Origin of the sequence: Thermomonospora echinospora (assembly GCF_900108175.1) — a bacterium.
GTDB lineage: Bacteria > Actinomycetota > Actinomycetes > Streptosporangiales > Streptosporangiaceae > Thermomonospora > Thermomonospora echinospora.
Genome location: NZ_FNVO01000017.1, coordinates 31,007 through 50,369, shown reverse-complemented (window position 1 = coordinate 50,369; position 19,363 = coordinate 31,007). Strand labels below are relative to the sequence as shown.

Annotated in this window: 19 protein-coding genes; 8 read left to right on the top strand and 11 right to left on the bottom strand. The window is 73.3% G+C overall.

The genetic code is table 11. The features are described from left to right. Positions 1–35: 35 nt before the first annotated feature. Together C4U03_RS41340 and C4U03_RS29280 are read right to left on the bottom strand one after the other, a co-directional pair. Positions 36–1,550 (bottom strand): hypothetical protein, encoded by a 1,515-nt coding sequence (locus tag C4U03_RS41340; RefSeq protein ID WP_200827552.1) that lies wholly within the window; start codon positions 1,548–1,550, stop codon positions 36–38. Positions 1,551–1,557: 7 nt separating this feature from the next. Beyond that, positions 1,558–1,992: a hypothetical protein gene (locus C4U03_RS29280; protein WP_103942256.1), complete on the bottom strand. Its 435-nt coding sequence runs from the start codon at positions 1,990–1,992 to the stop codon at positions 1,558–1,560. A gap of 156 nt (positions 1,993–2,148) precedes the next feature. On the opposite strand from C4U03_RS29280, the gene C4U03_RS29275 reads away from it, so the two are divergent. Beyond that, positions 2,149–4,035: a hypothetical protein gene (locus C4U03_RS29275; protein WP_200827551.1), complete on the top strand. Its 1,887-nt coding sequence runs from the start codon at positions 2,149–2,151 to the stop codon at positions 4,033–4,035. Continuing rightward, positions 4,032–4,313 carry a hypothetical protein gene (locus C4U03_RS29270; protein ID WP_103942254.1) on the top strand — a complete coding sequence of 94 codons (282 nt, stop codon included), beginning with the start codon at positions 4,032–4,034 and terminating at the stop codon, positions 4,311–4,313. The genes C4U03_RS29275 and C4U03_RS29270 overlap by 4 nt, the downstream gene beginning before the upstream one ends. On the opposite strand, the gene C4U03_RS29265 is transcribed toward C4U03_RS29270, so the two are convergent. After that, entirely contained in the window at positions 4,304–4,927 is a 624-nt protein-coding gene (locus tag C4U03_RS29265) for a TIGR03086 family metal-binding protein (RefSeq protein WP_146087567.1), read from the bottom strand. The two genes, C4U03_RS29270 and C4U03_RS29265, sit on opposite strands and share 10 nt — an antisense overlap. A 30-nt stretch (positions 4,928–4,957) precedes the next feature. Between C4U03_RS29265 and C4U03_RS29260 the strand changes: the two genes are divergently transcribed. After that, the gene (locus tag C4U03_RS29260) at positions 4,958–5,752 is read left to right on the top strand and encodes an SDR family NAD(P)-dependent oxidoreductase (protein WP_103942252.1); all 795 of its coding nucleotides are present in this window, start codon (positions 4,958–4,960) and stop codon (positions 5,750–5,752) included. A 159-nt stretch (positions 5,753–5,911) separates the two neighbouring features. Here the strand turns inward: C4U03_RS29260 and C4U03_RS29255 are convergent, their stop codons facing one another. The 4 genes from C4U03_RS29255 to C4U03_RS29235 all read right to left on the bottom strand — a co-directional run bounded on the left by C4U03_RS29255 (position 5,912) and on the right by C4U03_RS29235 (position 10,689). Further along, positions 5,912–7,348 (bottom strand): HAMP domain-containing sensor histidine kinase, encoded by a 1,437-nt coding sequence (locus tag C4U03_RS29255; RefSeq protein WP_103942250.1) that lies wholly within the window; start codon positions 7,346–7,348, stop codon positions 5,912–5,914. Continuing rightward, the gene (locus tag C4U03_RS29250; RefSeq protein WP_103942248.1) at positions 7,345–8,118 is read right to left on the bottom strand and encodes a response regulator transcription factor; all 774 of its coding nucleotides are present in this window, start codon (positions 8,116–8,118) and stop codon (positions 7,345–7,347) included. Before C4U03_RS29250 ends, C4U03_RS29255 begins: the two co-directional genes overlap by 4 nt. A gap of 84 nt (positions 8,119–8,202) precedes the next feature. Further along, positions 8,203–9,414, bottom strand: a complete 1,212-nt coding sequence (locus tag C4U03_RS29245; RefSeq protein WP_103942246.1) for a hypothetical protein — start codon at positions 9,412–9,414, stop codon at positions 8,203–8,205. Between the two features lie 528 nt (positions 9,415–9,942). Continuing rightward, on the bottom strand, positions 9,943–10,689 hold the full coding sequence (locus C4U03_RS29235; protein ID WP_103942446.1) for an AraC family transcriptional regulator: 747 nt from the start codon (positions 10,687–10,689) through the stop codon (positions 9,943–9,945). Positions 10,690–10,743: 54 nt separating this feature from the next. On the opposite strand from C4U03_RS29235, the gene C4U03_RS29230 reads away from it, so the two are divergent. Further along, positions 10,744–11,931 carry an MFS transporter gene (locus tag C4U03_RS29230; protein WP_103942243.1) on the top strand — a complete coding sequence of 396 codons (1,188 nt, stop codon included), beginning with the start codon at positions 10,744–10,746 and terminating at the stop codon, positions 11,929–11,931. Positions 11,932–12,112: 181 nt separating this feature from the next. Here C4U03_RS29230 and C4U03_RS29225 read toward each other — a convergent pair whose 3' ends face one another. Beyond that, positions 12,113–12,658 (bottom strand): MarR family winged helix-turn-helix transcriptional regulator, encoded by a 546-nt coding sequence (locus C4U03_RS29225; protein ID WP_103942444.1) that lies wholly within the window; start codon positions 12,656–12,658, stop codon positions 12,113–12,115. A gap of 95 nt (positions 12,659–12,753) precedes the next feature. On the opposite strand from C4U03_RS29225, the gene C4U03_RS29220 reads away from it, so the two are divergent. Both C4U03_RS29220 and C4U03_RS29215 read left to right on the top strand, forming a co-directional pair. Further along, positions 12,754–13,701 (top strand): EamA family transporter, encoded by a 948-nt coding sequence (locus tag C4U03_RS29220; protein WP_103942241.1) that lies wholly within the window; start codon positions 12,754–12,756, stop codon positions 13,699–13,701. Continuing rightward, positions 13,698–14,591 carry an SDR family oxidoreductase gene (locus tag C4U03_RS29215; RefSeq protein ID WP_103942239.1) on the top strand — a complete coding sequence of 298 codons (894 nt, stop codon included), beginning with the start codon at positions 13,698–13,700 and terminating at the stop codon, positions 14,589–14,591. The genes C4U03_RS29220 and C4U03_RS29215 overlap by 4 nt, the downstream gene beginning before the upstream one ends. A gap of 375 nt (positions 14,592–14,966) precedes the next feature. On the opposite strand, the gene C4U03_RS29210 is transcribed toward C4U03_RS29215, so the two are convergent. Continuing rightward, a complete protein-coding gene (locus tag C4U03_RS29210) occupies positions 14,967–15,251 on the bottom strand; it encodes a hypothetical protein (RefSeq protein WP_103942237.1) in 285 nt (94 codons plus the stop codon). Between the two features lie 246 nt (positions 15,252–15,497). Then, the gene (locus C4U03_RS29205; protein ID WP_103942235.1) at positions 15,498–16,574 is read right to left on the bottom strand and encodes a tyrosine-type recombinase/integrase; all 1,077 of its coding nucleotides are present in this window, start codon (positions 16,572–16,574) and stop codon (positions 15,498–15,500) included. Between the two features lie 92 nt (positions 16,575–16,666). Between C4U03_RS29205 and C4U03_RS29200 the strand changes: the two genes are divergently transcribed. After that, entirely contained in the window at positions 16,667–16,858 is a 192-nt protein-coding gene (locus C4U03_RS29200) for a hypothetical protein (RefSeq protein WP_456119808.1), read from the top strand. A gap of 197 nt (positions 16,859–17,055) precedes the next feature. Beyond that, positions 17,056–18,069, top strand: coding sequence for a BtrH N-terminal domain-containing protein (locus tag C4U03_RS29195; RefSeq protein WP_103942231.1), 1,014 nt, complete (start codon positions 17,056–17,058; stop codon positions 18,067–18,069). A gap of 168 nt (positions 18,070–18,237) precedes the next feature. Here C4U03_RS29195 and C4U03_RS29190 read toward each other — a convergent pair whose 3' ends face one another. Then, positions 18,238–19,347: a ferritin-like domain-containing protein gene (locus tag C4U03_RS29190; RefSeq protein ID WP_103942229.1), complete on the bottom strand. Its 1,110-nt coding sequence runs from the start codon at positions 19,345–19,347 to the stop codon at positions 18,238–18,240. Positions 19,348–19,363: the final 16 nt, after the last annotated feature.

The window sequence follows — 19,363 nt, the reverse complement described above, 5'->3', positions numbered from 1 at the left end:
AGTCTTCTTGACGGTGGGGGGTGCCGGATGCGGTCTCAGCCGCTCAGCAGGGCGAACAGGCCGGCGCAGGTCAGCGCCACCATGACCACCGCCACCGGCAGTTGCCCGCGCACCGCGCGGCCCGGCGGGCACACGCGCAGCGCCAGGTCGTGGGAGGCGATGGTCGCGGCGATGTGCCCGAGCACGATCGCGTTCACCTGGACCTGGGCGACCAGCGCCGGGCCGGCCAGGTCGTAGTCGATGCGGTGTCCGGCCGTGCCCAGCAGGTCCCACCCGGCGCCGAACGGGTCACTGGCCAAGATCACCGTCATCTGGCCCTCCAGCAGCAGGAACGAGAAGTAGTGCGCGACGGTGTAGCCGAGCGCGATCGGCAGCAGCGTCGGCGCAAACCGGCCCGCCAGCGCCGCGGCCCGGCGCCTACTCGACACGCTCTCCGGCACGCCCGCTGAGGCACTCTCTGGTGCGCCGGCGTCCGGCCTGCCGGCGGCCCGCCTGGCCGGTGTGCCGGACGAGGCGCCGGTCTCCCCTGCCGGGCCGACCGGCGCAAGGGCCGCTGCGGCGGCCGGCGTATCGGCCGGTACGGCGCCCTCCCGTCCGGCCGGTACGGCGGACGCGACGGCGGGCGACGCGGTCAGGGCGGCGCAGGCCCACATCGCGGCCAGGTACACGACGGCCACGACGGCGATCGCGGTGGCCAGCCCTACTGTCCCGGCCACCACGCTGGAGGGGTCCACCGTGTCGCGCCAGTAGGTGGTGCGGGTGATCCCGTCGAAGGCGGTCGACCCGATGAGCACGCAGGCGACCGCGGTCAGCCCCGGCTCGGGCCGTACGCCCGCCAGGCCCGCCAGCGGAGTGCGCACCACCAGCCGCCCGTCCGGGCGGCGGCCGAGCGGGCACAGGCGGGCCAGCAGCGTGGAGTACACCTCGAAACCGTCGCCGCGCGCGAACCACCCGCTTCCGTACCGCAGGGCCGCCGCCACGTTGATGGCGGCATAACCGCAGATCAGGGCGCCGACCAGGCGGGGGTTGGCGCGGTGGGGCGCCACCAATTCCAGCCATACGAACCCGGTCAGCCAGGCGGCGGCCGGCCAGTACCCGGCCCGCACGGGCGGGCGGCGGCCCGCCGGGTCGGTGCGCAGCAGGCGGCACAGCGCGGCGTGCAGGGTGCGCAGCGGGTTGACGCGCCGCCACACCGGCCCGGCCAGCACGCTGACCGGCACCAGGCCCACCCAGAACGTCACGTACAGCGCCCACGGCGCCAGGTTCTCGTCCTCACCGGGCGGCCCGGCCAGCGCCACGGCGACCACGCCGGCCGCCGCCGCCAGCGCCGCCGCGCGTCCCGCCACCGTCAGCGCCGGCGAACCCAGGGCCCCGGCCAGGGCGGCGGGCAGGAGGCGGCCGCCGTCGGGACGCAGCCGCGGCCGCCGCCAGGCCACCGTCAGCGCCAGGAACGAGGCCAGCACCGCCACGCCGCCGCCCACGATCGCGGCGGTCCCGTTCAGCGGCAGATCCGAGCGGCCGCCCAGGCCGTGCGCCAGCAGCGTGTCCATGCGCGCCTCAGCCGACCTGCAGCTCGAACAGGCGGGTGCCGGCCTCGTGCAGCTCGACCTCGAACACCCCTGGCACGTCGGCGGTCAGCTCCACGACGCCGGGCCTGCCCGGCTCCAGCCGCAGCGACCGGTCATAGCCGTGCAGGTGGAACTCGTCGGCGGCGTCGCTGGTGACGGTGATGCGCACGCGGGCGCCGCGCGGCACCTTCACCCGACCGCCGGTGCCGGTGGCCCGGCCCTTGGTGACGGTCACGGTGACCGGGACGACCTGTCCGGCGGCCGTCACCGAGCCTGCCGGACCCGCCGAGCCGGCCGGGTTCGCCGGGCTCGTGGGGGCGGTGGAGGCGGTGGGCCCGTCGGTCGCCGGCTCGCCGCATCCGGAGGTCAGGGCCGCCAGCACCGTCAAGACGGCCGCGGGCAGGGCGGTGGAGTGTGCGCGCATCCGGTTCCCTTCGTGCCTGACACCACACAACGTGACACTGGACGATGACACATTGAAGAATGACATACTCCGTTGCGGGGTACACACCCGGCCGGCACGAGGCCGGCAGCGGGCCGGCACCAGGTCGGCCACAGGTTGGCACAAGGGAGACACGCCGTGTGGGACGCATGGACCGCACCCCGGGCGCACCAGGCGCAGCACCTGCTCGCCCAACTCGCCCAGCCCGAAAAGCCCGCGGGCGGGGCCGCGCTCGACCAGATCGCCATCGCCACCGGCGGCGCCGCCGCCCTGACCGCGGCGCTGCTGGTGCTGGGCTTCGGGCACCGCACCGGGCGCATCGGCGCGCTGGCGTCCCTGGCCCGGGCCGCCGAACGCGGCCCTGCCCGGGGCATGCCCGGCTGGGCGGCGCTGCCGACGCTGGTGGCGTTCTGGTCGCTGCTGACCGCCCTGCTGGGCATGTACTGGGACATCTCCCTGCACATCACCCAGGGCCGTGACGAGGGGCCGCTGGCCAACCTCGCCCACTACCCCATCCTCATCGGCCTGTTCGGCATCTTCACCGCCGGGGTGCTGGCGATGGTGCTGCCCAAGGGAGAACGGCCCGGCCCCGCGGCGATCCGCATCACCCGCCACTGGTACGCCCCCACCGGCGGCGTGCTGCTGGCCGGGGCCGGCTTCTACGCGCTGCTGGGCTTCCCCCTCGACGACGTATGGCACCGCATCTTCGGCCAGGACGTCACCCTGTGGGGGCCCACCCACCTGATGCTCATCGGCGGCGCCGGCCTATCACTGGTAGCCATGATGGTCCTCGAACGCGAGGGACGGCTGGCCGCCGACGCCGGCGGCGGCCCGCAGGCAACACCGGCCGTGCGGTACGTGCGGCGCGTCATGACCGGCGGCGGGCTGCTCATCGGCCTGTCGGTCTTCCAGGCCGAGTACGACTTCGGCGTCTCCCAGTTCCGCCTGGTGCACCAGCCGCTGCTCATCGCCCTGGCCGCCGGGTGCGCGCTGGTCGCCGTCCGGCTGTGGGCGGGCCGGCTGGCCGCGGTCGGCGCGGTGCTGTTCTACATGATCGTTCGCGGGGGCGTGGCCGTGCTGGTCGGGCCCGTCATCGGTGAACTGTGGGCCGCCGTCCCCCTCTACCTGGCCGAGGCGATCTGCGTGGAACTGGCCGCGCTCGCCCTGGCCCGCCGCCCCCTACTGCTGGGCGCCGTCGGCGGGCTGCTGATCGGCACCGCCGGGTTCGCCGCCGAATACGCCTGGACGCAGTTCGCCTACCGCGTCCCGTGGACCGGCGACATCGCGGTCGAGGGCACCCTCATGGCCGTCACCGGCGGTGTCGCCGGCGGACTGGCCGGAGCCCTGCTGGCCCAGGGCCTACAAGGTCGCCTGCCCCGCCCCGCCGTCGCCCGCACCCTGTTCGCCGCCGCCCTGGTCGCGGTCGCCGCCGCCGTCGCCAACGGCCTGATCATCACCGTGCCCACGGGCGTCCAGGCCACCGTCGCCCTGACCGACGCCACCACCGGGCCCGGCCGCACCGCCCACGCCCGCATCACCATGACCCCCGCCGACGCCGCCGACGAACCAGCCTGGCTGACCATCACCGGCTGGCAGGGCGGCGACCTGCACGTCCACCGGCTCGAACGCACCGGACCGGGCACCTACCGCACCACCGCGCCCATGCCCCTGCACGGCCAGTGGAAGACCATGATCCGCCTGCACGACGGCCGCGCGCTGGCCGCCGTCCCCCTCTACCTGCCCGCCGACCCCGCCATCGGCGCCCACGCCGTCCCCGCCCCCGAACACCTCACCCGGCCCCTGCAGTCCGAACGCGGCATCCTGCAGCGCGAACTCAACGACGACGTACCCGGCTGGGTGTGGCTGGCCGCCTCCTCGGTCGTACTGGCCTGCACCCTCGCCCTGATGATCTCCCTGGGCTGGGGCGTGTCCCGCGTGTCCCGCCGCAGCCCCACCTCCCCCGCCTCCGCACCCGCCGCGACGCCGCGGCCCAGCGCCCGGCGCCAACAGCAGGCGGCCACGTGAGCAGCGGCAGGGCCGGCGAGGTGATCGACATGGTGACTGGTGACGTGACCGGTGACATGAACGGCGGTGTGCTGGCCGCCCATCCGCTGATCAGCGCCGTCCCCTTCTTCGTGCCGACCTTCGTCGTCGTGGCCGTCATCGCCGTGGTCATCTGGCGCGACCGCCGCCACGACGACCACGGCGACCACGGCGACCACGACGACGAACATGGCGACGACCACGACGGCGGCCTTCGGAGCGGGGACCGGGGGACGGACGGCGCAGACGGTCAGATCTGACGGCCCAGATAGGCCGCCAGCCGGTCGGCCTGACCGGCCCCCTCCGGCACCGGCCGCGGCGGCGCGAACCCCGCGCCGCCGCGCGCCACCGGATCCCCGTACCAGGCGTGCACGACCTCCAGCGCCTGCCTGGCCTGCTCCGGCGCCAGATCGGTGGGCTGCCCGGTCGCCCGCGCCAGATCCCACCCGTGCGTCAGCAACTCGATCACCACGTGCTGCACCAGCACGTACCCCGGCTCACATCCCCCCTGCTCCCCGCACCACGGCGCCGCGAACCACTCCTCCAGCATCCCCGGCCGGGCGAACGCCAGCCGCGCCCGCTCCCCCGCCCGCCGCAACGCCGCCGCGTCCCCACCGATGCCATCACCGGCGGATTCGGTCTCCCGCGGCGGCGGGTCACGGTGGTCGGCCATCGCCGCGTACCGCAGATCCACCCAGACCAGATGGGCCGCCAGCCGCCGCACGTCCCAGCCCGGCAGATGCGTCGGCCGCCCCATCATCGGTGGAGGCACCGCCGCCAGCCGCGCCTCCACCTCACCCTGCACCCGCTCGAAGGAGTGCAGCACCGTGTCCCTGCGCACCGCGCGGGCCATGGCCCCCATTTCACCGATCATGGAAGTCCCGTCCCGCCTAAGCTCTCGGACATGACCCCGCTACCCGGATCGGTACCGTCCTACCTCGCCGAACTGTTCTCCCTCGACGGCCGCGTCGCCGTGGTGACCGGCGGCAGCTCCGGCATCGGGCGGGCCGTCGCCGAGGCCCTGGCCCGCGCCGGCGCCCGCGTCGTGATCATCGCCCGCGACCCGCAGCGGCTCGCCGACGCCGTCGCCGCGCTGCGCGGCCACGGCTGTCAGGCCGAGCACGTCGCCGCCGACCTGTCCACCGCCGCGCGGGTACGCGCGGCCGCCGAACAGGCCGCCGCGCCGTTCGGGGAACCCGACATCCTGGTCAACTGCGCCGGGATCAACCTGCGCCCGCCGCTGCCCGACCTCGACGACGCCCAGTGGGAGGCCACCATGGACCTCAACCTGCGCGCCCCCTTCCTGCTCGGGCAAAGGTTCGGCCCCGGCATGGCCGAACGCGGCTGGGGCCGCATCATCAACGTCGCCTCCCAGCAGGCCTTCCGTGCCTTCGGCAACAGCGGCGCCTACGGCGCCTCCAAAGGCGGCCTGGCCGCCCTGACCCGCTCCCAGGCCGAGGCATGGTCGCCGCACGGGGTGTGCTGCAACACCCTGGTCCCCGGCTTCGTCCTCACCCCGCTGACCGCCGAGGCCGCCGCCGACCCCGCCCGCGTCGCCGCGATGGCCGCCCGCACCCTGACCGGCCGCAACGGGCTGCCCGAGGACTTCGCCGGCGCGGCGGTGTTCCTGGCCTCACCGGCCGCCGCCGCCGTCACCGGGCACGCCCTGTTCGTCGACGGCGGCTTCGCCGCCCACTGAGGGAAGTCGCCAGGCCGGTTGTTTGCGCGAAACCGGATCAGGAACCGGACCAAAGGCAAGATGACTCATGCCGGTCACGTTCGAAGACCAGCCCAGGAGGCCGCTGAGCCGGACGTGAACGCCGGATGAGAAAGTCACCGTCCCCGGGCGGCCGGGCCGTCACCGTGCCGGCGGCACCGGGGCGCCCGGCAGGAACATCCGGGCCACCGTGCCGCCCCCGGGAGCCGGCTCCAGCCGCACCCGGCCGCCGCTTTCGGCCACGACCCGCGCCACGATCGACAGGCCCAGCCCCGACCCGGGCAGGCTGCGCGCCGACGGCGAGCGCCAGAACCGGTCGAACACGTGCGGCAGATCCTGCGGGGCGATACCCGGCCCCTCATCGTGCACCGTCAGCTCCCCGCCGCCCAGCCGCACCCGCACCGTGCCGCCCGCAGGAGAGAACTTCACCGCGTTGTCCAGCAGGTTCACCACCGCCCGCTCCAGCGACCCGGCGTCGCCGTGCACGAACCACGGCTCCACCGACTCCACCAGCTGCAGCCCCGGCCCGCGCAGCCGGGCCCGCCGCAGCGCGCGGGCGAGGACCTCGTGCAGCGCCACCGTCTCACCGGAGGGCTCCGGCCGGGCCGGGCGCGACAGCTCCAGCAGGTCCCCCACCAGGTCGGTCAGCTCCCGCATCTGCGCCCGCACCGACGCCAGCAGCCGCCGCCGGGTGTCGGGGGGCAGCCGCCGGCCGGTCTCCTCCGAACGCATCAGCAGGTCGATGTTGGTGCGCAGGCTCGTCAGCGGCGTGCGCAGCTCGTGCCCGGCGTCGGCGATCAGCTGCTGCTGGCGATCGCGGGACCCGGCCAGCGCGGCGTTCATCATGTTGAACGAACGGCTGAGCCGGGCGATCTCGTCGGCCCCCTCGACCGGGATCCGCACGTCCAGGTCCTGGGTACGGGCCACGTGCTCCACCGCCCGCGTCAGCCGGTCCACCGGGCGCAGCCCCGCCCGCGCCACCAGCAGCCCCGCACTGGCCGCCCCCAGCACCCCCACCGCCGCCACCGCCGCCAGCAGCAGCGCCAGATTGCTCAGGCTCTTCTCCGTCTCCGCCAGCGGCGAGGCCACCGAGATCGCCACCCCCGGACGGCTCGGATCGGCCCGGGTGTGGATCCGCATCGGCGTGCCGTCGGCGGTCCGGCCGTCGTGGAACACCTCACCCGCCCGGCCGGCCGCCACGTCCACGTCCACGGGCTCGACCACCAGAACGGCCGAATCGGGCACCGTGCAGCGCCTGCCGTCGGCCAGCACCGCCTGCAGGGTGATCCGGAACGGCGTCGTCTCCCCCGTCCCCCGCGGCCCGCTCTGGCAGTCGGCCAGCGCCTCCTCGATCGGGGAGCCGCGCCGCGGCACCGGCTGCGCCGGGGGAGGCCGGAACCCCACGCCCCTGGGCGGCGCGGTGCCCAGCGACTGGTCCAGCCTGCGGTACAGCTCGGCGCGGGTCAGGAACCAGGTGGCCACCGCACAGCCGGCCACCGCCAGCGCCACCGCCAGCGCTGTCAGCAACGCCAGCCGGGACCGCAGCGTCAGCCTGCGGGCCGTCCCGCGGCCCCTCATGGCCGGGCCGCCGCCCGCAGCACGTAACCCACCCCCCGCACGGTGTGGATCAGCCGCGGCCGGCCGCCGGCCTCGGTCTTGCGGCGCAGGTACATCACGTACACGTCCAGGGAGTTGGAGGCCGGCTCGAAGTCGAACCCCCACACCGTCTCCAGGATCTGCTCGCGGGCCAGCACCTGCCGCGGATGCAGCAGGAACATCTCCAGCAGCATGTACTCGGTGCGGGTCAGCTCCAGCGGCGTCCCGGCCCGGGCGACCTCGCGGGTCACGGTGTTCATCCGCAGGTCCTCAAACGCCAGCACCTCACCCGGCGCGGCGAGCTCGACGGCCTGGGCGGCCTGGGCGGTCTGGTTGGCCCGGGCGGTCAGCTGGGCGGTCATCGTGCCGCGCCGCAGCAGTGCCCGCACCCGTGCCAGCAGCTCGTCCAGCTCGAACGGCTTGACCAGATAGTCGTCGGCGCCGGCGTCCAGCCCGCTCACCCGGTCGCCCACCATGTCGCGGGCGGTCAGCATCAGCACCGGCACCATCGACCCCTGCGCGCGCAGCCGGCGGCAGGCCGTCAGCCCGTCCATCCGCGGCATCAGCACGTCCAGCACCACCAGGTCCGGCGGGTCGCTCCCCAGCCGCTCCAGCGCGGCCAGTCCGTCGGCGGCCTCGGTGACCCGGTACCCCTCGAACTCCAGGCTGCCGACCAGCGCCTCCCGCACGGCCGGTTCGTCGTCGACGACCAGCACCCGCGCCGGCCGATCCGCGGCCCTGTCGGACTCCATGCACCCACGCTAGCCAGCGCCGAGGATGGCCGATCCCCGGCGGGGGCCGGATCCCCGGATTCTCATCAACCTCTCATGCGGCTTTCATCGGGCGCCCGCACCGGATTCCCCGCCCGGCCCGCCGCCGGGCTGTCCGCCGGATTCGCGGTCGGGTTCGGGCACCATCGTGATGACCACCGGCCCGGCGGGCCCGCCCGGCCCGGGCTCACGCCCCGCCGTCAGCGCCGTCCGCACGGCGTCGGCGACCACCTGCCGGGCCGCGTCCCAGATCACCTCGCGCAGCACGACCTTCAACGCCGCCTTGAGCGGCTCGCGGATCAGCTCCCACAGCACCGCCTCCACCGCCGAGGCCATCGCCCGCCCGGCGGTGTGCACCAGCAGCTGCTGGGCTGAGCGGGCCATCGGGTTCTCGGCCAGGGCGGCGACCGCCGCCACCGCGGCGTGGCGGGTGGAGGCGACCGCGGCGGTGGCGGCCTCACGGGCCGCCTCGACCGTCTCCGGGCCGCTGCGGCCGGTCAGGTCGGCGGCCACGTCCACGGCCAGGCCGGCGGCCAGGTCGGCCACCGCCGCCGCCAGCGGCGCGGCGCCGGTGGCCCGCACCGCCTCGCGGGTGCGGTCGCGCGCCAGGCCCGCCAGGTCGCCGGCCAGGTCCCGCGCCGCCCGCCGGGCGGTGGCGGCCAGCACGTCCATCACCACGTCCCGGCCCGCCTCCAGCGCCACGTCGACGGCGAGGTCGACGGCGACGTCGGTGACCGTGTCCAGCACCGGCTCCAGCACCGTGTCCGTCACCTGCCGTACGGCCGCCTGCACCGCCGGGGAGGCGGCCGTACGGGACGCCAGGTCCCGCGCCGCCTCCGCGGCCGCCTGCGACAGCGGATGCCGCGCCGCCAGCCGCAGCGCCGTGGCGGCCAGCGGATGGGCGGCGGTCCGTCCGGCCAGCGTCACCGCCGCCGAGGTCGCCTCCAGCGCGGTGCCGGCGACGGGATGGCCGGCGGCCGCCGCGCGGACGTCGTCGGCCGCCTTGCGGGCGGCCCGGGTGGCTGCCTTGACCGCCGCCTCCCGCGCCGCCTGCTCCACCGCCCGCATCGCGGGCGTGCCGGCCAGTCGTTCCACGATCTGCGTGGCCGCTTCGGAGGCCGCCTGCTGCGCCGCCTGCCGCACCGGATCGGCCGCCGCGCCCACACGCCGGGCGACCTCACCGGCCATCTCACCGGCGATCTCACCGAAGGCGTCGGGACTCGCCGGCTCCGCCCGCCGGCCGCCAGCCGGTTCCGCCTTGACCACCCGTTCGTCCACTACCCCGCCCTTTTGCCGTGCCCTGGCCTTCACGATAACCCCGCCCGGCCCGCATCGAACCGGCCGCAAGCGGCCCGCCCGGCCACCGGCGCGATGCGGCATCGCACCGCCCGGCCTGCGGACCGACAGGACCGGGCGCTTGCCTCGTCCCGGGTAATGCCCCGCATTACCGCAGGCAGCAGCCCCTACCGTTCACTTCCTGCATCGATCCCCCGCATACGGATCATCGTCTCGTCCGGTCCGCCTGCGCGGCGTGGGCCGCGGTGAAGGCCGGCAGGAGCGCGGCGGTCCGCGGCGGACCCTCGAGCATGGGCGAGTGCCCGACATCGGGCAGCAGCTCGACTTTCGCGCCCGGAACGGCGTGGTGTTCGGCGGCGGACGAGGACCGCCATCTCCGGTTCTCCTCGCCGAAGATCACCAGCAGCGGCTTGCCGGCGGCCGGGCTGCGGCCCTTCCACGAGGCCGGCGCGGTGAGCCGATTCGGAGCTTGTCGGGGCCAGGCCGCTTTCCTTGATGGCCAGGCTGAGATCAGCGGCCGGGGTGGGTGCCGGGGGTGTGGCCGAAGGTGCGGCGGAAGGCGTCGATGAAGGCGCTGGCCGAGGCCCAGCCGCACCGGTGCGCGACCGCGGTCACCGGCTGCTTGTCGGCGAGCAGGACCAGGGCGTGCTGGAGGCGGAGCTGGGTGCGCCATTGAGGGAACGTCATGCCCAGGTCGTTCCGGAACAGGCGGGACAGGGTGCGGCCGCTCGCACCGACCTGGCGGCCGAGCTCGACGAGGGTGCGGCCATCGGCCGGGTTCTCCTGCAGGATCCCGCACACCGCGCGCAGCAGCGGCGCGGTAGGGGTCGGCAGGTGCACGGGCTGCCGGGGAGAGGCACGCAGCTGGTCCAGGAGCACCGCCCGCATCCGCGCCCGCTCCGCGCCGCCGTCTTCGTCCGGGTTGCGGGTGTAGGCGATGATCAGCTCGCGTAGCAGCGGGCTGACCCCCAGCACGGTCGGGGCGTCGAGGCCGAGGGGGTTGTCGGTGGTGGGCAGGCCGACCAGGTGCAGGTCGAGGTCGCCGTGGGCCTGGTGGGCGTGGACGGTCCCGGCGGGCACCCAGATCGCGTTGGTGCCGGGGGTGACCCACGAGCCCGCGCTGGTCGTGATTGCCAGGACGCCGCGGCCGGCGTAGATGATCTGGTGGTCGTCGTGCCGGTGGGCGTCGATCATCGCGCCGGACGGCAGGTGCTGGGTGCGGGTCGGCGCTACCGGGTCGTGGCGGATTTCCGTCATCATCTGGAAGTTTATCGGAAGCGCGACAACGCACAGGTTGGCGACCATGAACGGGTGCGAAGGAACACCTCCATCACCGTGCTGTCCATCGGGCACGCCTGCGTCGACGTCTACCAGGGCGCCGTCGCCGCCCTCGTCCCGTTCTTCGTCGCCGAGCGCGCCTACGACTACGCCACCGTTTCGGGCATGGTGCTGGCCGCCTCGCTGTTGTCGTCGTTCGTACAGCCGATGTTCGGAGCGCTGACCGACCGATGGGCGATGCCGTGGCTGCTGCCGGTCAGCACCCTGCTGGGCGGCGTGGGCATCGCCTTCAGCGGGCTCAGCGGCTCCTACGGCCTGACCCTGGCGTTCGTGGCGCTGTCGGGGATCGGCGTGGCCGCCTACCATCCCGAATCCGCGCGCGTCGCCCGGCTGGCCTCCGAAGGCAGCCACAACGCCATGGCCTGGTTCTCCACCGGCGGCAACCTCGGCTTCGCCCTCGCACCCCTCATGGTCGCCGCCGCCATGGCCGCCGGAGGACTGCACCGCACACCGCTGCTGGTGCTGCCCGCCCTCGTCGGCGCCGTCCTGTGCCTTCCCGTCCTGCGCGCCCTCGCCCACAAGAACGCCACCGCAGCGGCCGCGGCGATGCCGGTCGGCAAGGACGACGTCGGCTCCTTTGTGAAGCTGTCGCTGGCCGTGGTGTTCCGCTCCATCGCCTTCGTCGGCTTGAGCACCTTCATCGCCCTACACGCCCAGCAGACCATCGGTAGCAGCGCCGCCGGCACCGCCGCCCTGTTCGTCCTCTACCTGGGCGGCGCGTTCGGCTCCATCCTCGGCGGCACCCTCGCAGGCCGGTGGGGCCGCGTCATCGTCTCCCGCTGGTCCTACCTCGCCGCCGTCGCCGCCCTCGCCGGCGTCGTCTTCGTCCCCGGCCCCGCCCTCTACCTGTTCATCGCGGCGACCTCAGCCGGCCTGTACATCCCCTTCTCCCTGCAGGTCACCCTCAGCCAGGACTACCTGCCCTCCCGCATCGGCACCGCCAGCGGCGTCACCCTCGGCCTCACCGTCAGCATCGGCGGTCTGGCCAGCCCCCTCATCGGCGTCCTCGCCGATCACACCACCCTGCGCACCGCCCTCACAGCACTCATCCTCATGCCCGCCCTCAGCTGGCTGTTCTTCCGCACCCTGCCCGAACCCACCCCACCCCGCGCCGCCCCCCAGCCCACCGACGACACCGAACCCGCCCGCTCACCCGCCTGACCACCCATCGATCCGGCCCACGCACTCCACCCAACGGCCGCCGCCGCGCTCGAGCGCCACGACTGCCCGAACTGCGAGGCGATGGCGCCCTCGCCGACGCCGACGAGACCGCCTAGACCTCTCGACGCCGACCGTCATCGAACCGATGCCGGCACCAAGCCCGCTACCGCTCATTCCTGTATCAATCCTCCTCGCGGGCCGCCCCGTCGCCCACCTCACCGCTCGCCTCGTCGTTCGCCTTGTCGCCGAGGCTGAGCAGCAGGGCGCGCAGGATCGCGACGAGGTCGTCCTGCTGGTGCCGGTCGAGCGCGGCGAGGATGCGTCGTTCGTTGTCGAGGTGGGCGGCGACGGCGCGGTCGATGAGCTCGCGGCCGGCGGGCGTGAGGGCGACGATGACGGTACGCCGGTTGGCGGGGTCGACGTCGCGCGTGACGTAGCCCTTGGCGACGAGCCGGTCGAGCCGGTTGGTGACGGCGCCCGAGGTCACCATCGAGGAGCGGGCCAGCATGCCCGCGGTCATGCCCTCGGGCGAGCCGGCGCGCCGGAGGGTGGCCAGGACGTCGAACTCGCCCCTCTCCAGCCCGAACTCCTGGAAGAGCGCCTTGAGCTCACGTTCGGCGATCCGGGTCACCCGGGAGAGGCGGCCGAGCACCCTCATGGGGGACGCGTCCAGGTCCGGGCGGGCGCGAGCCCACTGCTCCACGATGAGGTCGACGGCATCACGCACCACAAAAACTCCTTAACGTTGAACTGTTTGACATCAAGCTACCACCCGACCTACCGTCTTCAACGTCAAAAACTTCAACGTTAAGAGGTTAGTTCGTGAACACTGCGTCACGCACCGCGCTCACCACCCCCGCGCCCGCCGGCGGCGCCCTGGGAGTGACCGCGCTGACCGCGGCCGTGCCGGTCTGCTGGGGCACCACGTACCTGGTCACCACCGAGTTCCTCCCGCCCGGCCACCCGTTGACGTCCGGGGTGATCCGCGCGCTGCCGGCAGGGCTGGTCCTGATCGCCATCACGCGCAAGCTGCCGCACGGCACATGGCTGTGGCGCTCGCTGCTGCTGGGCACCCTCAACATCGGCGCGTTCTTCGCACTGCTGTTCGTCGCCGCCTACCGGCTGCCCGGCGGCATCGCAGCGACCCTCTTCGCCGTCCAACCCCTGCTCGTCACCGGCCTGGCGTTCCTGCTGCTGGGCGAGAAGCCCACCCGCTGGCGGCTCGGCTGGGGCCTGGCCGGCGTAGTGGGCGTCGGGCTGATCGTCCTGCGCGGCCGACTCACCTTCGACCTGCTGGGCATCGCGGCCGGCATCGCGGGCGCCGGCGTGATGGCCAGCGGGATCGTCCTGACCAAACGCTGGGGACGCCCCGAGGGCGTCGGCGCGACGGCCATCGCCGGCTGGCAACTGACCGCCGGGGGTCTCGTGCTCGCCCCGCTCGCGCTCGCGCTCGAAGGACTCCCGCCCGGACTGGACCTTCGTGCGGTCGGCGGCTACGCGTGGCTGTCGATCGTGGGCGCCCTGCTCTCCTACCCGATCTGGTTCCGCGGCATCGGCAAGATGTCCGCGGTCGCCGTGTCGTTCCTCTCCCTGCTCTCACCCTCGGCCGCCACGATCCTGGGCTGGCTGTTCCTGGGTGAATCCCTGACGCCGTGGCAGGGCGCCGGGTTCGCCCTCGCACTGACCGCCATCGCCGCCGCACAACTGACCCCCGACGTCCTGCGCGACCTGGTCCGCATCCCCGCCACCGCCAAGGGAGAAGGAACGTGACACGCACCGTGCTGATCACCGGAGCCACCGGAACCGTCTCCACCGCACTGATGAACGCGCTGGCAGGAGCCGAGGTGAACCTTCGCGCTCTGGTCCGCGACACCTCCCAGGCCGACGACCTGCGCGCACGGGGCGCCGAGGTCTTCGCCGGCGACCTCGACGACGCCCGGTCGCTGCCACCCGCCTTCGAGGACGTGCAGGACGTGTGGCTGCTCACCCCCAACGGCCCACGCGCCCCGGAGAACAACATGAACGCCGTGTGGGCCGCACGCCAGGCCGGCGCCGAACGCATCGTGCGCCTGTCCGCCGTCGGCGCCGCACACCACGCGCCCACCCGCAGCGGCAGACTGCACGCACTGTCGGACCGGGAGACCGAACGGTGCGGCATGCGCTGGACGATCCTGCGCCCCCACTGGTTCATGCAGAACCTGCTCAACGAGGCCGGCGACATCTCCGCCACCGGCACGTTCTCCCTGAACATGGCCTCGGCGCGGATCGCCATGATCGACGCACGCGACATCGCCGAATGCGCCGCCCGCATACTCCTCGACGACCCCGACCGCCACCACGGCCAGACCTACACCCTCACCGGCCCGCGCTCACTGACGTTCCACGAGGCCGCCGACCAGCTGAGCCTCACCCTCGGCAGGCCCGTCACCTACCTACCGGCCAGCGACGACGCCCAACGCAAGACACTGCTCAGCCACGGCGTCCCGCCATGGATCATCGACATGCTCCAGGAATACGCACAGGCGTACGCCTCCGGCTGGGGAGACTTCACCACCGACACAGCCGCCGACCTTCTGGGCCGCCCGCCGCGCGACATCGCCGACTTCGCCCGCGACCACGCCGCCGACTTCGCCCGCGACCACGCCGCCGACTTCCGCTGACCCCGGCTCGACACGCCCGCTGGGCGGCGACCCGCGCGTACGGTGGCGCCCGTCCTGGAGCGGGCGTGGCCGAGCCGGTACGGGCAGGCAGCCCGGCCACGAAGGCTCCACCGGCGCGACCACCGCCACCGCGGACCGGGCGGCGGCGGTCCCGTGCCCAGCCGCCGACGGCATCACCGTCACCGGCGCGGCACAGGCCCGGCCCTCCCCCTGGCGTCCTGCGGCGTAATGCACCCACGATGCACCCGCGATGCACCACCGTTGGTTCCCCTGCCCGCCCACCGGCGTGCGGCGCGGGCGGGGACACGCCCGCGGCCCGCCACCGGAGCGGCGGCGGGCGCCTGCGCAAAGGGCGCGCAGGCAGGCGGCCGGCCGTCAGGAGACCGGTATCGTCTCCCGGGCCGGCTGCCCCATTCTGCGGGCTTCCTCCTCCTTGCCGCCCTCGCCCCACTGCTCCTCCAGACGCAGGGCCGCCCCCAACGCGAAGAACGTGGGGGCCCACTCGCCGACGAAGATGCCCCACCGGTCGGCCCGGTCCAGGCCGGCGTGCTCCACCTTCAGCGACGTCAGCCAGCTGGTGAAGGAGATCCCGATCGACGCCACCCCGGCGGCGTACATCATGTTGGAGCTGAGGCCCATCTTCCGCAGCAGCTTGATCATCGTGTTCCCCCCGAGTGTGTGGATTACGCGGCTGACCTGCCCTGACAAGCCATCGCTAATCACCCGCAACCCTCATGGGAACACCAAACGGCCACCAGACCCGTACCGGTCACCCACCGGAAATCGAACGCCCCGCCGTGTCCGCAGGGGACACGGCGGGGCCACCGGGCCGCATGAGGAAAACCAGACCTCTTTCCAGCAGCCCCATTGTCCGCCGGGCGAAACCGGCGTTCCAGGCGCCAGTGTTCACATGGTGAACTGTCCCGGCCGACCCGGATCGGCGGACGCCCCAGGAAAGGGCAGCCTGTCGACCGCGCTGCGGCGCCGCCGTTCGGGCCGGCGGTCATAGCGGGCGGTAGTGGCCGGGGAGGCGTGCCCCACCAGTTGCTGCGCGGTGGCCAGGTCGACCCCGGCGTCCAACAGGTTCCCGATGAACGTGCGGCGGAAGTCGTGCGGCGTCATCGGGGGCAGCCCGGCCTGGCGGCGCCGCTTGACCACCGCGTTGCGGACCGCGGCGTCGGTCAGCGGCCGGTGCTGGATGCTGCCGGAGCGGTGCACCGGCTTGAACAGCGGCCCCACCGGCCGTTCGTCGAGCGCGAGCCAGGCGCCCAGCAGCCGCGCGGCGCCCTCGTGGACATACTCCAGGCGTTCCTTGTCGCCCTTGCCGGTGATGCGCAGCGACCGCTCACCCGGGTCGTAGTGCTCACGCCGCATCCCCGTCACCTCCGAACGACGCGCGCCGGTGGTGTAGAGCACCGCCAGCAGCGCGGCGTCCCGCCGCCCGGCCGCCGACCGGTCGGCGGCGCACACCGCCAGCAGTGCGGCGAACTCCTCGGCGTGCACGCTACGGCCCGTCGGCAGCCGCGTCCCCCGGAAGTTGCGCACCGCGGCGGCGCGTCGGTGCTCGTCGGTGGTCATCAGCCCCAGCCGCCAGGCCGTCTCCAGCACCCCCCGCAACGCCGACAGGTGCTTGTTGCGGTAGGCCGGTGACCACGGCTGCGGCGCGCCATCGGGCCCGGGCACGGTCTGCTGCCCGATCAGCGCGCGGATCGCCTCGGTGTGCTCGGCCCGCAGCGCCGGCCACGGGAACGTCTCGGCCGGGGCCGGGCCCGGTGTCCGCCCGTGGGCCGTCAGCAGCATCGCCGCGATACGGTGCAGGCACGCTGCCATCGCCCGCCGCGAGCCCGCGCTGCCCAGCGAGCCGATGTAGACGGCGAACGGACCGGCCGACGCCTGCGCCGAGACCGCGGTGGGGACGGCGGGGATGGTCAGGGGCGGGGCGACCACCGGCGGCGGGGCGACGACCGGGGCGATCTCGGACATGACGGCAATCTACCGGCGCACCACCACGCGCACCGCGACGCCGCACCGCCCGGCCGCCGACCGGGCGGTGCGGCAGCCGGGCCAGGACACCGCTGGACACGGTGGAGCCCGTCGACGCGGAGACCTGCGTCCTTTTGTGCGGTGCGAACAACCTCGACGAGATTGTCGTGTGGGTCGCCCTGATGGACATCGGGTTCGAGGTGCATGACCCGCCGGAGTTGGTCGAACGGATCGGCGCCATGGCCGACCGCCTCCGGGCGGCATCAAGAACCACGGGGCGGTGATGGTCGACTGCACACGCGCTGACCGTTCGGGGCGGGTGGTCAGTCGGGCTGGTTGGGCACAGCGGTGGACTCTCCCACTGCGGGAGAGTCCACCATGATGGCGTGCAAGAACGGACTTCTCACCATCGGGCCCTGCCCCCGGCCGCCCGTGGTCTACAGCGCTCTTTTCGCCGCCGTCCACGAGCGCGGGCCATGGCATGACCACGGTGATAGACATCGATGCCCGCGGTACGCAGCACTGCGAGACGACGGCTTTGGGGGTGCTGCTGCGGCACCAGGGACTCGATCTGTCCGAGCCCATGCTCTTCGGCCTCGGCTCCGGCCTGTCCTTCATCTACTGGGACAGCAAGAACATGGGCTTCCCCTTCCTGGGGGGACGGGTCAAGCCTTTCGAGCTCACCAGAAACCTGGCCGCCGGACTCGGACTGGAGCTCCTGGTCCAAGAGACCACCTCCCCCCGCAGGGCATGGGAGAACGTGACGGCCGCCATCGACGCCGGCCACCCCGTCGGGCTGCAACTCGACAGCTACTACCTGGACTACTTCACCTCGAAGGTGCACTTCGGCGGTCATGTCGTCGCCATGTACGGCTACGACGACCACGACGCCTACCTGGTGGACACCGACCAGCAAGGCGGAACGGTGTCCACCAGCCTGACCAGCCTCGCGCAGGCCAGAGCCGCACGCGGCCCGATGACCGCCAGGCACCGGTCCTTCACCCTCACCGTTCCGGGGAACCCGCCCTCCCCACAGGGCCGGATCGTCCCCGCCATTACCGCCTGCGCCGACGTCTTCCTCAACCCGCCCATCGCCAACCTCGGCCACCGGGGCATCGAGAAGGCCGGCAGGCTGGTACGCACATGGCTCCAACGGACCGACGACCCGCAGCGGGACCTACCGCAGGCTGCCCTCTTGATGGAGAAGGCCGGCACCGGCGGCGCCCTGTTCCGCAACCTCTACCGCGACTTCCTCGCCGAATGCGCCCAACTGCTCGACAGCAGCCACCTGCGCACGGGCCATGGGCTGTACGCCGAGGCCGCCACCCTGTGGACGGAAACCGCAGCTCTGATCACGAAAGCCGGTGAGTCAGGCGATGCGCAGTGCCTCGTACAGGCAGGCGCCATCCTCTGCGACCTTTCCCGCATAGAGCGCGAGGCCATGCAGGCGCTGATCCGACTGGAGAGCGAAGCCCCGAACGCGCTCCAGCTCTGACAGGCCTCAAAAACCTTCGTTTGGCCCTCGGCCACAAAAAGGCACCGGTCATCACCCCCGGCCCCCTCACTGGACGGGCGTCATCGCGGCGCCCGTCCGCCGGCGCCGTGCGGGCCTGGCCTCATCACCCCGGCGGGCGTCCTCGGGTGCCATCGCCGGATCCGGGTGTCACGGCTGCGTGCGGGCCTCGTCGATGACGGCGTGCACCTCGGCCTTGCGTTCGGCTTCCTCGGTGGCGAAGCGCTCGGCGTCCAGCCGGTCGGCCAGGTCCTCGTCGTTGCGCATCAGCGCCTCCAGGTCGGACTTGGACATCTCCAGCACGCCCATGTCGTCGTAGGCACGCTGGATGCGCTCGCTCCACAGGCCGATGTCCTTCACGCACGGCACGATCCGGCTGAACAGCAGGCTCTGGAACATCCGCACGTAGGAGGACTCGTTGACCAACTGGTCGACCTCGCGCGGGTCGATGCCGAAGTTGGTCCACACCTCCCGGCCCCGGATCCGGTCGCGCATCAGGTAGCAGCCCTCGATCACAAACTCCTCGCGCTCGCGCAGCTCGGCCGCCGACAGCTGCTTGTAGTGGTCGCGCAGCGCCATCCGGCCGAAGGCCACGTGCCGGGCCTCGTCCTGCATGACGTAGGACAGGATCTGCTTGGGCAGCGGCTTGGTGGTGATGTCGCGGATCACGCCGAACGCCGCCAGCGCGAGCCCCTCGATGAGGACCTGCATGCCCAGGTAGGGCATGTCCCAGCGGGAGTCACCCAGCGTCTCGTTCAGCAGGTTCTGCAGGTTGGGGTTGATCGGGTAGACCAGGCCGACCTTCTCCTGCAGGAAGCGGGAGAAGATCTCCACATGCCGGGCCTCGTCCATGGTCTGGGTGGCCGAGTAGAACTTGGCGTCCAGGTCCGGGACGGTCTCCACGATCCGGGCGCCGGTGATCATCGCGCCCTGCTCGCCGTGCATGAACTGGGAGAACTGCCAGGACGCCTGGTGGCGGCGCAGCTCGGCGCGCTCGCGCTCGCTCATCATGTCCCAGTAGCGGGTGCCGTAGATGGCCAGCGACTGGTCGGGCACCCCGAACACGTCGTGCGGGTCGACCTCCAGGTCCCAGTCGATGCGCTTGACCGAGTCCCACTGCTTGTCCTTGCCCTTTTGGTACAGGGCCAGCAACCGGTCCCGGCCGTCGTCGTACTCCCAGGCGAAGCGGGCGTCACCGGTCATGGGGACGTCCCAGGTCTGCTCGCCCACGGGGGCCGTGTACAGCTCGTGAGTGGACACCGGCCGCTCCCTCGCA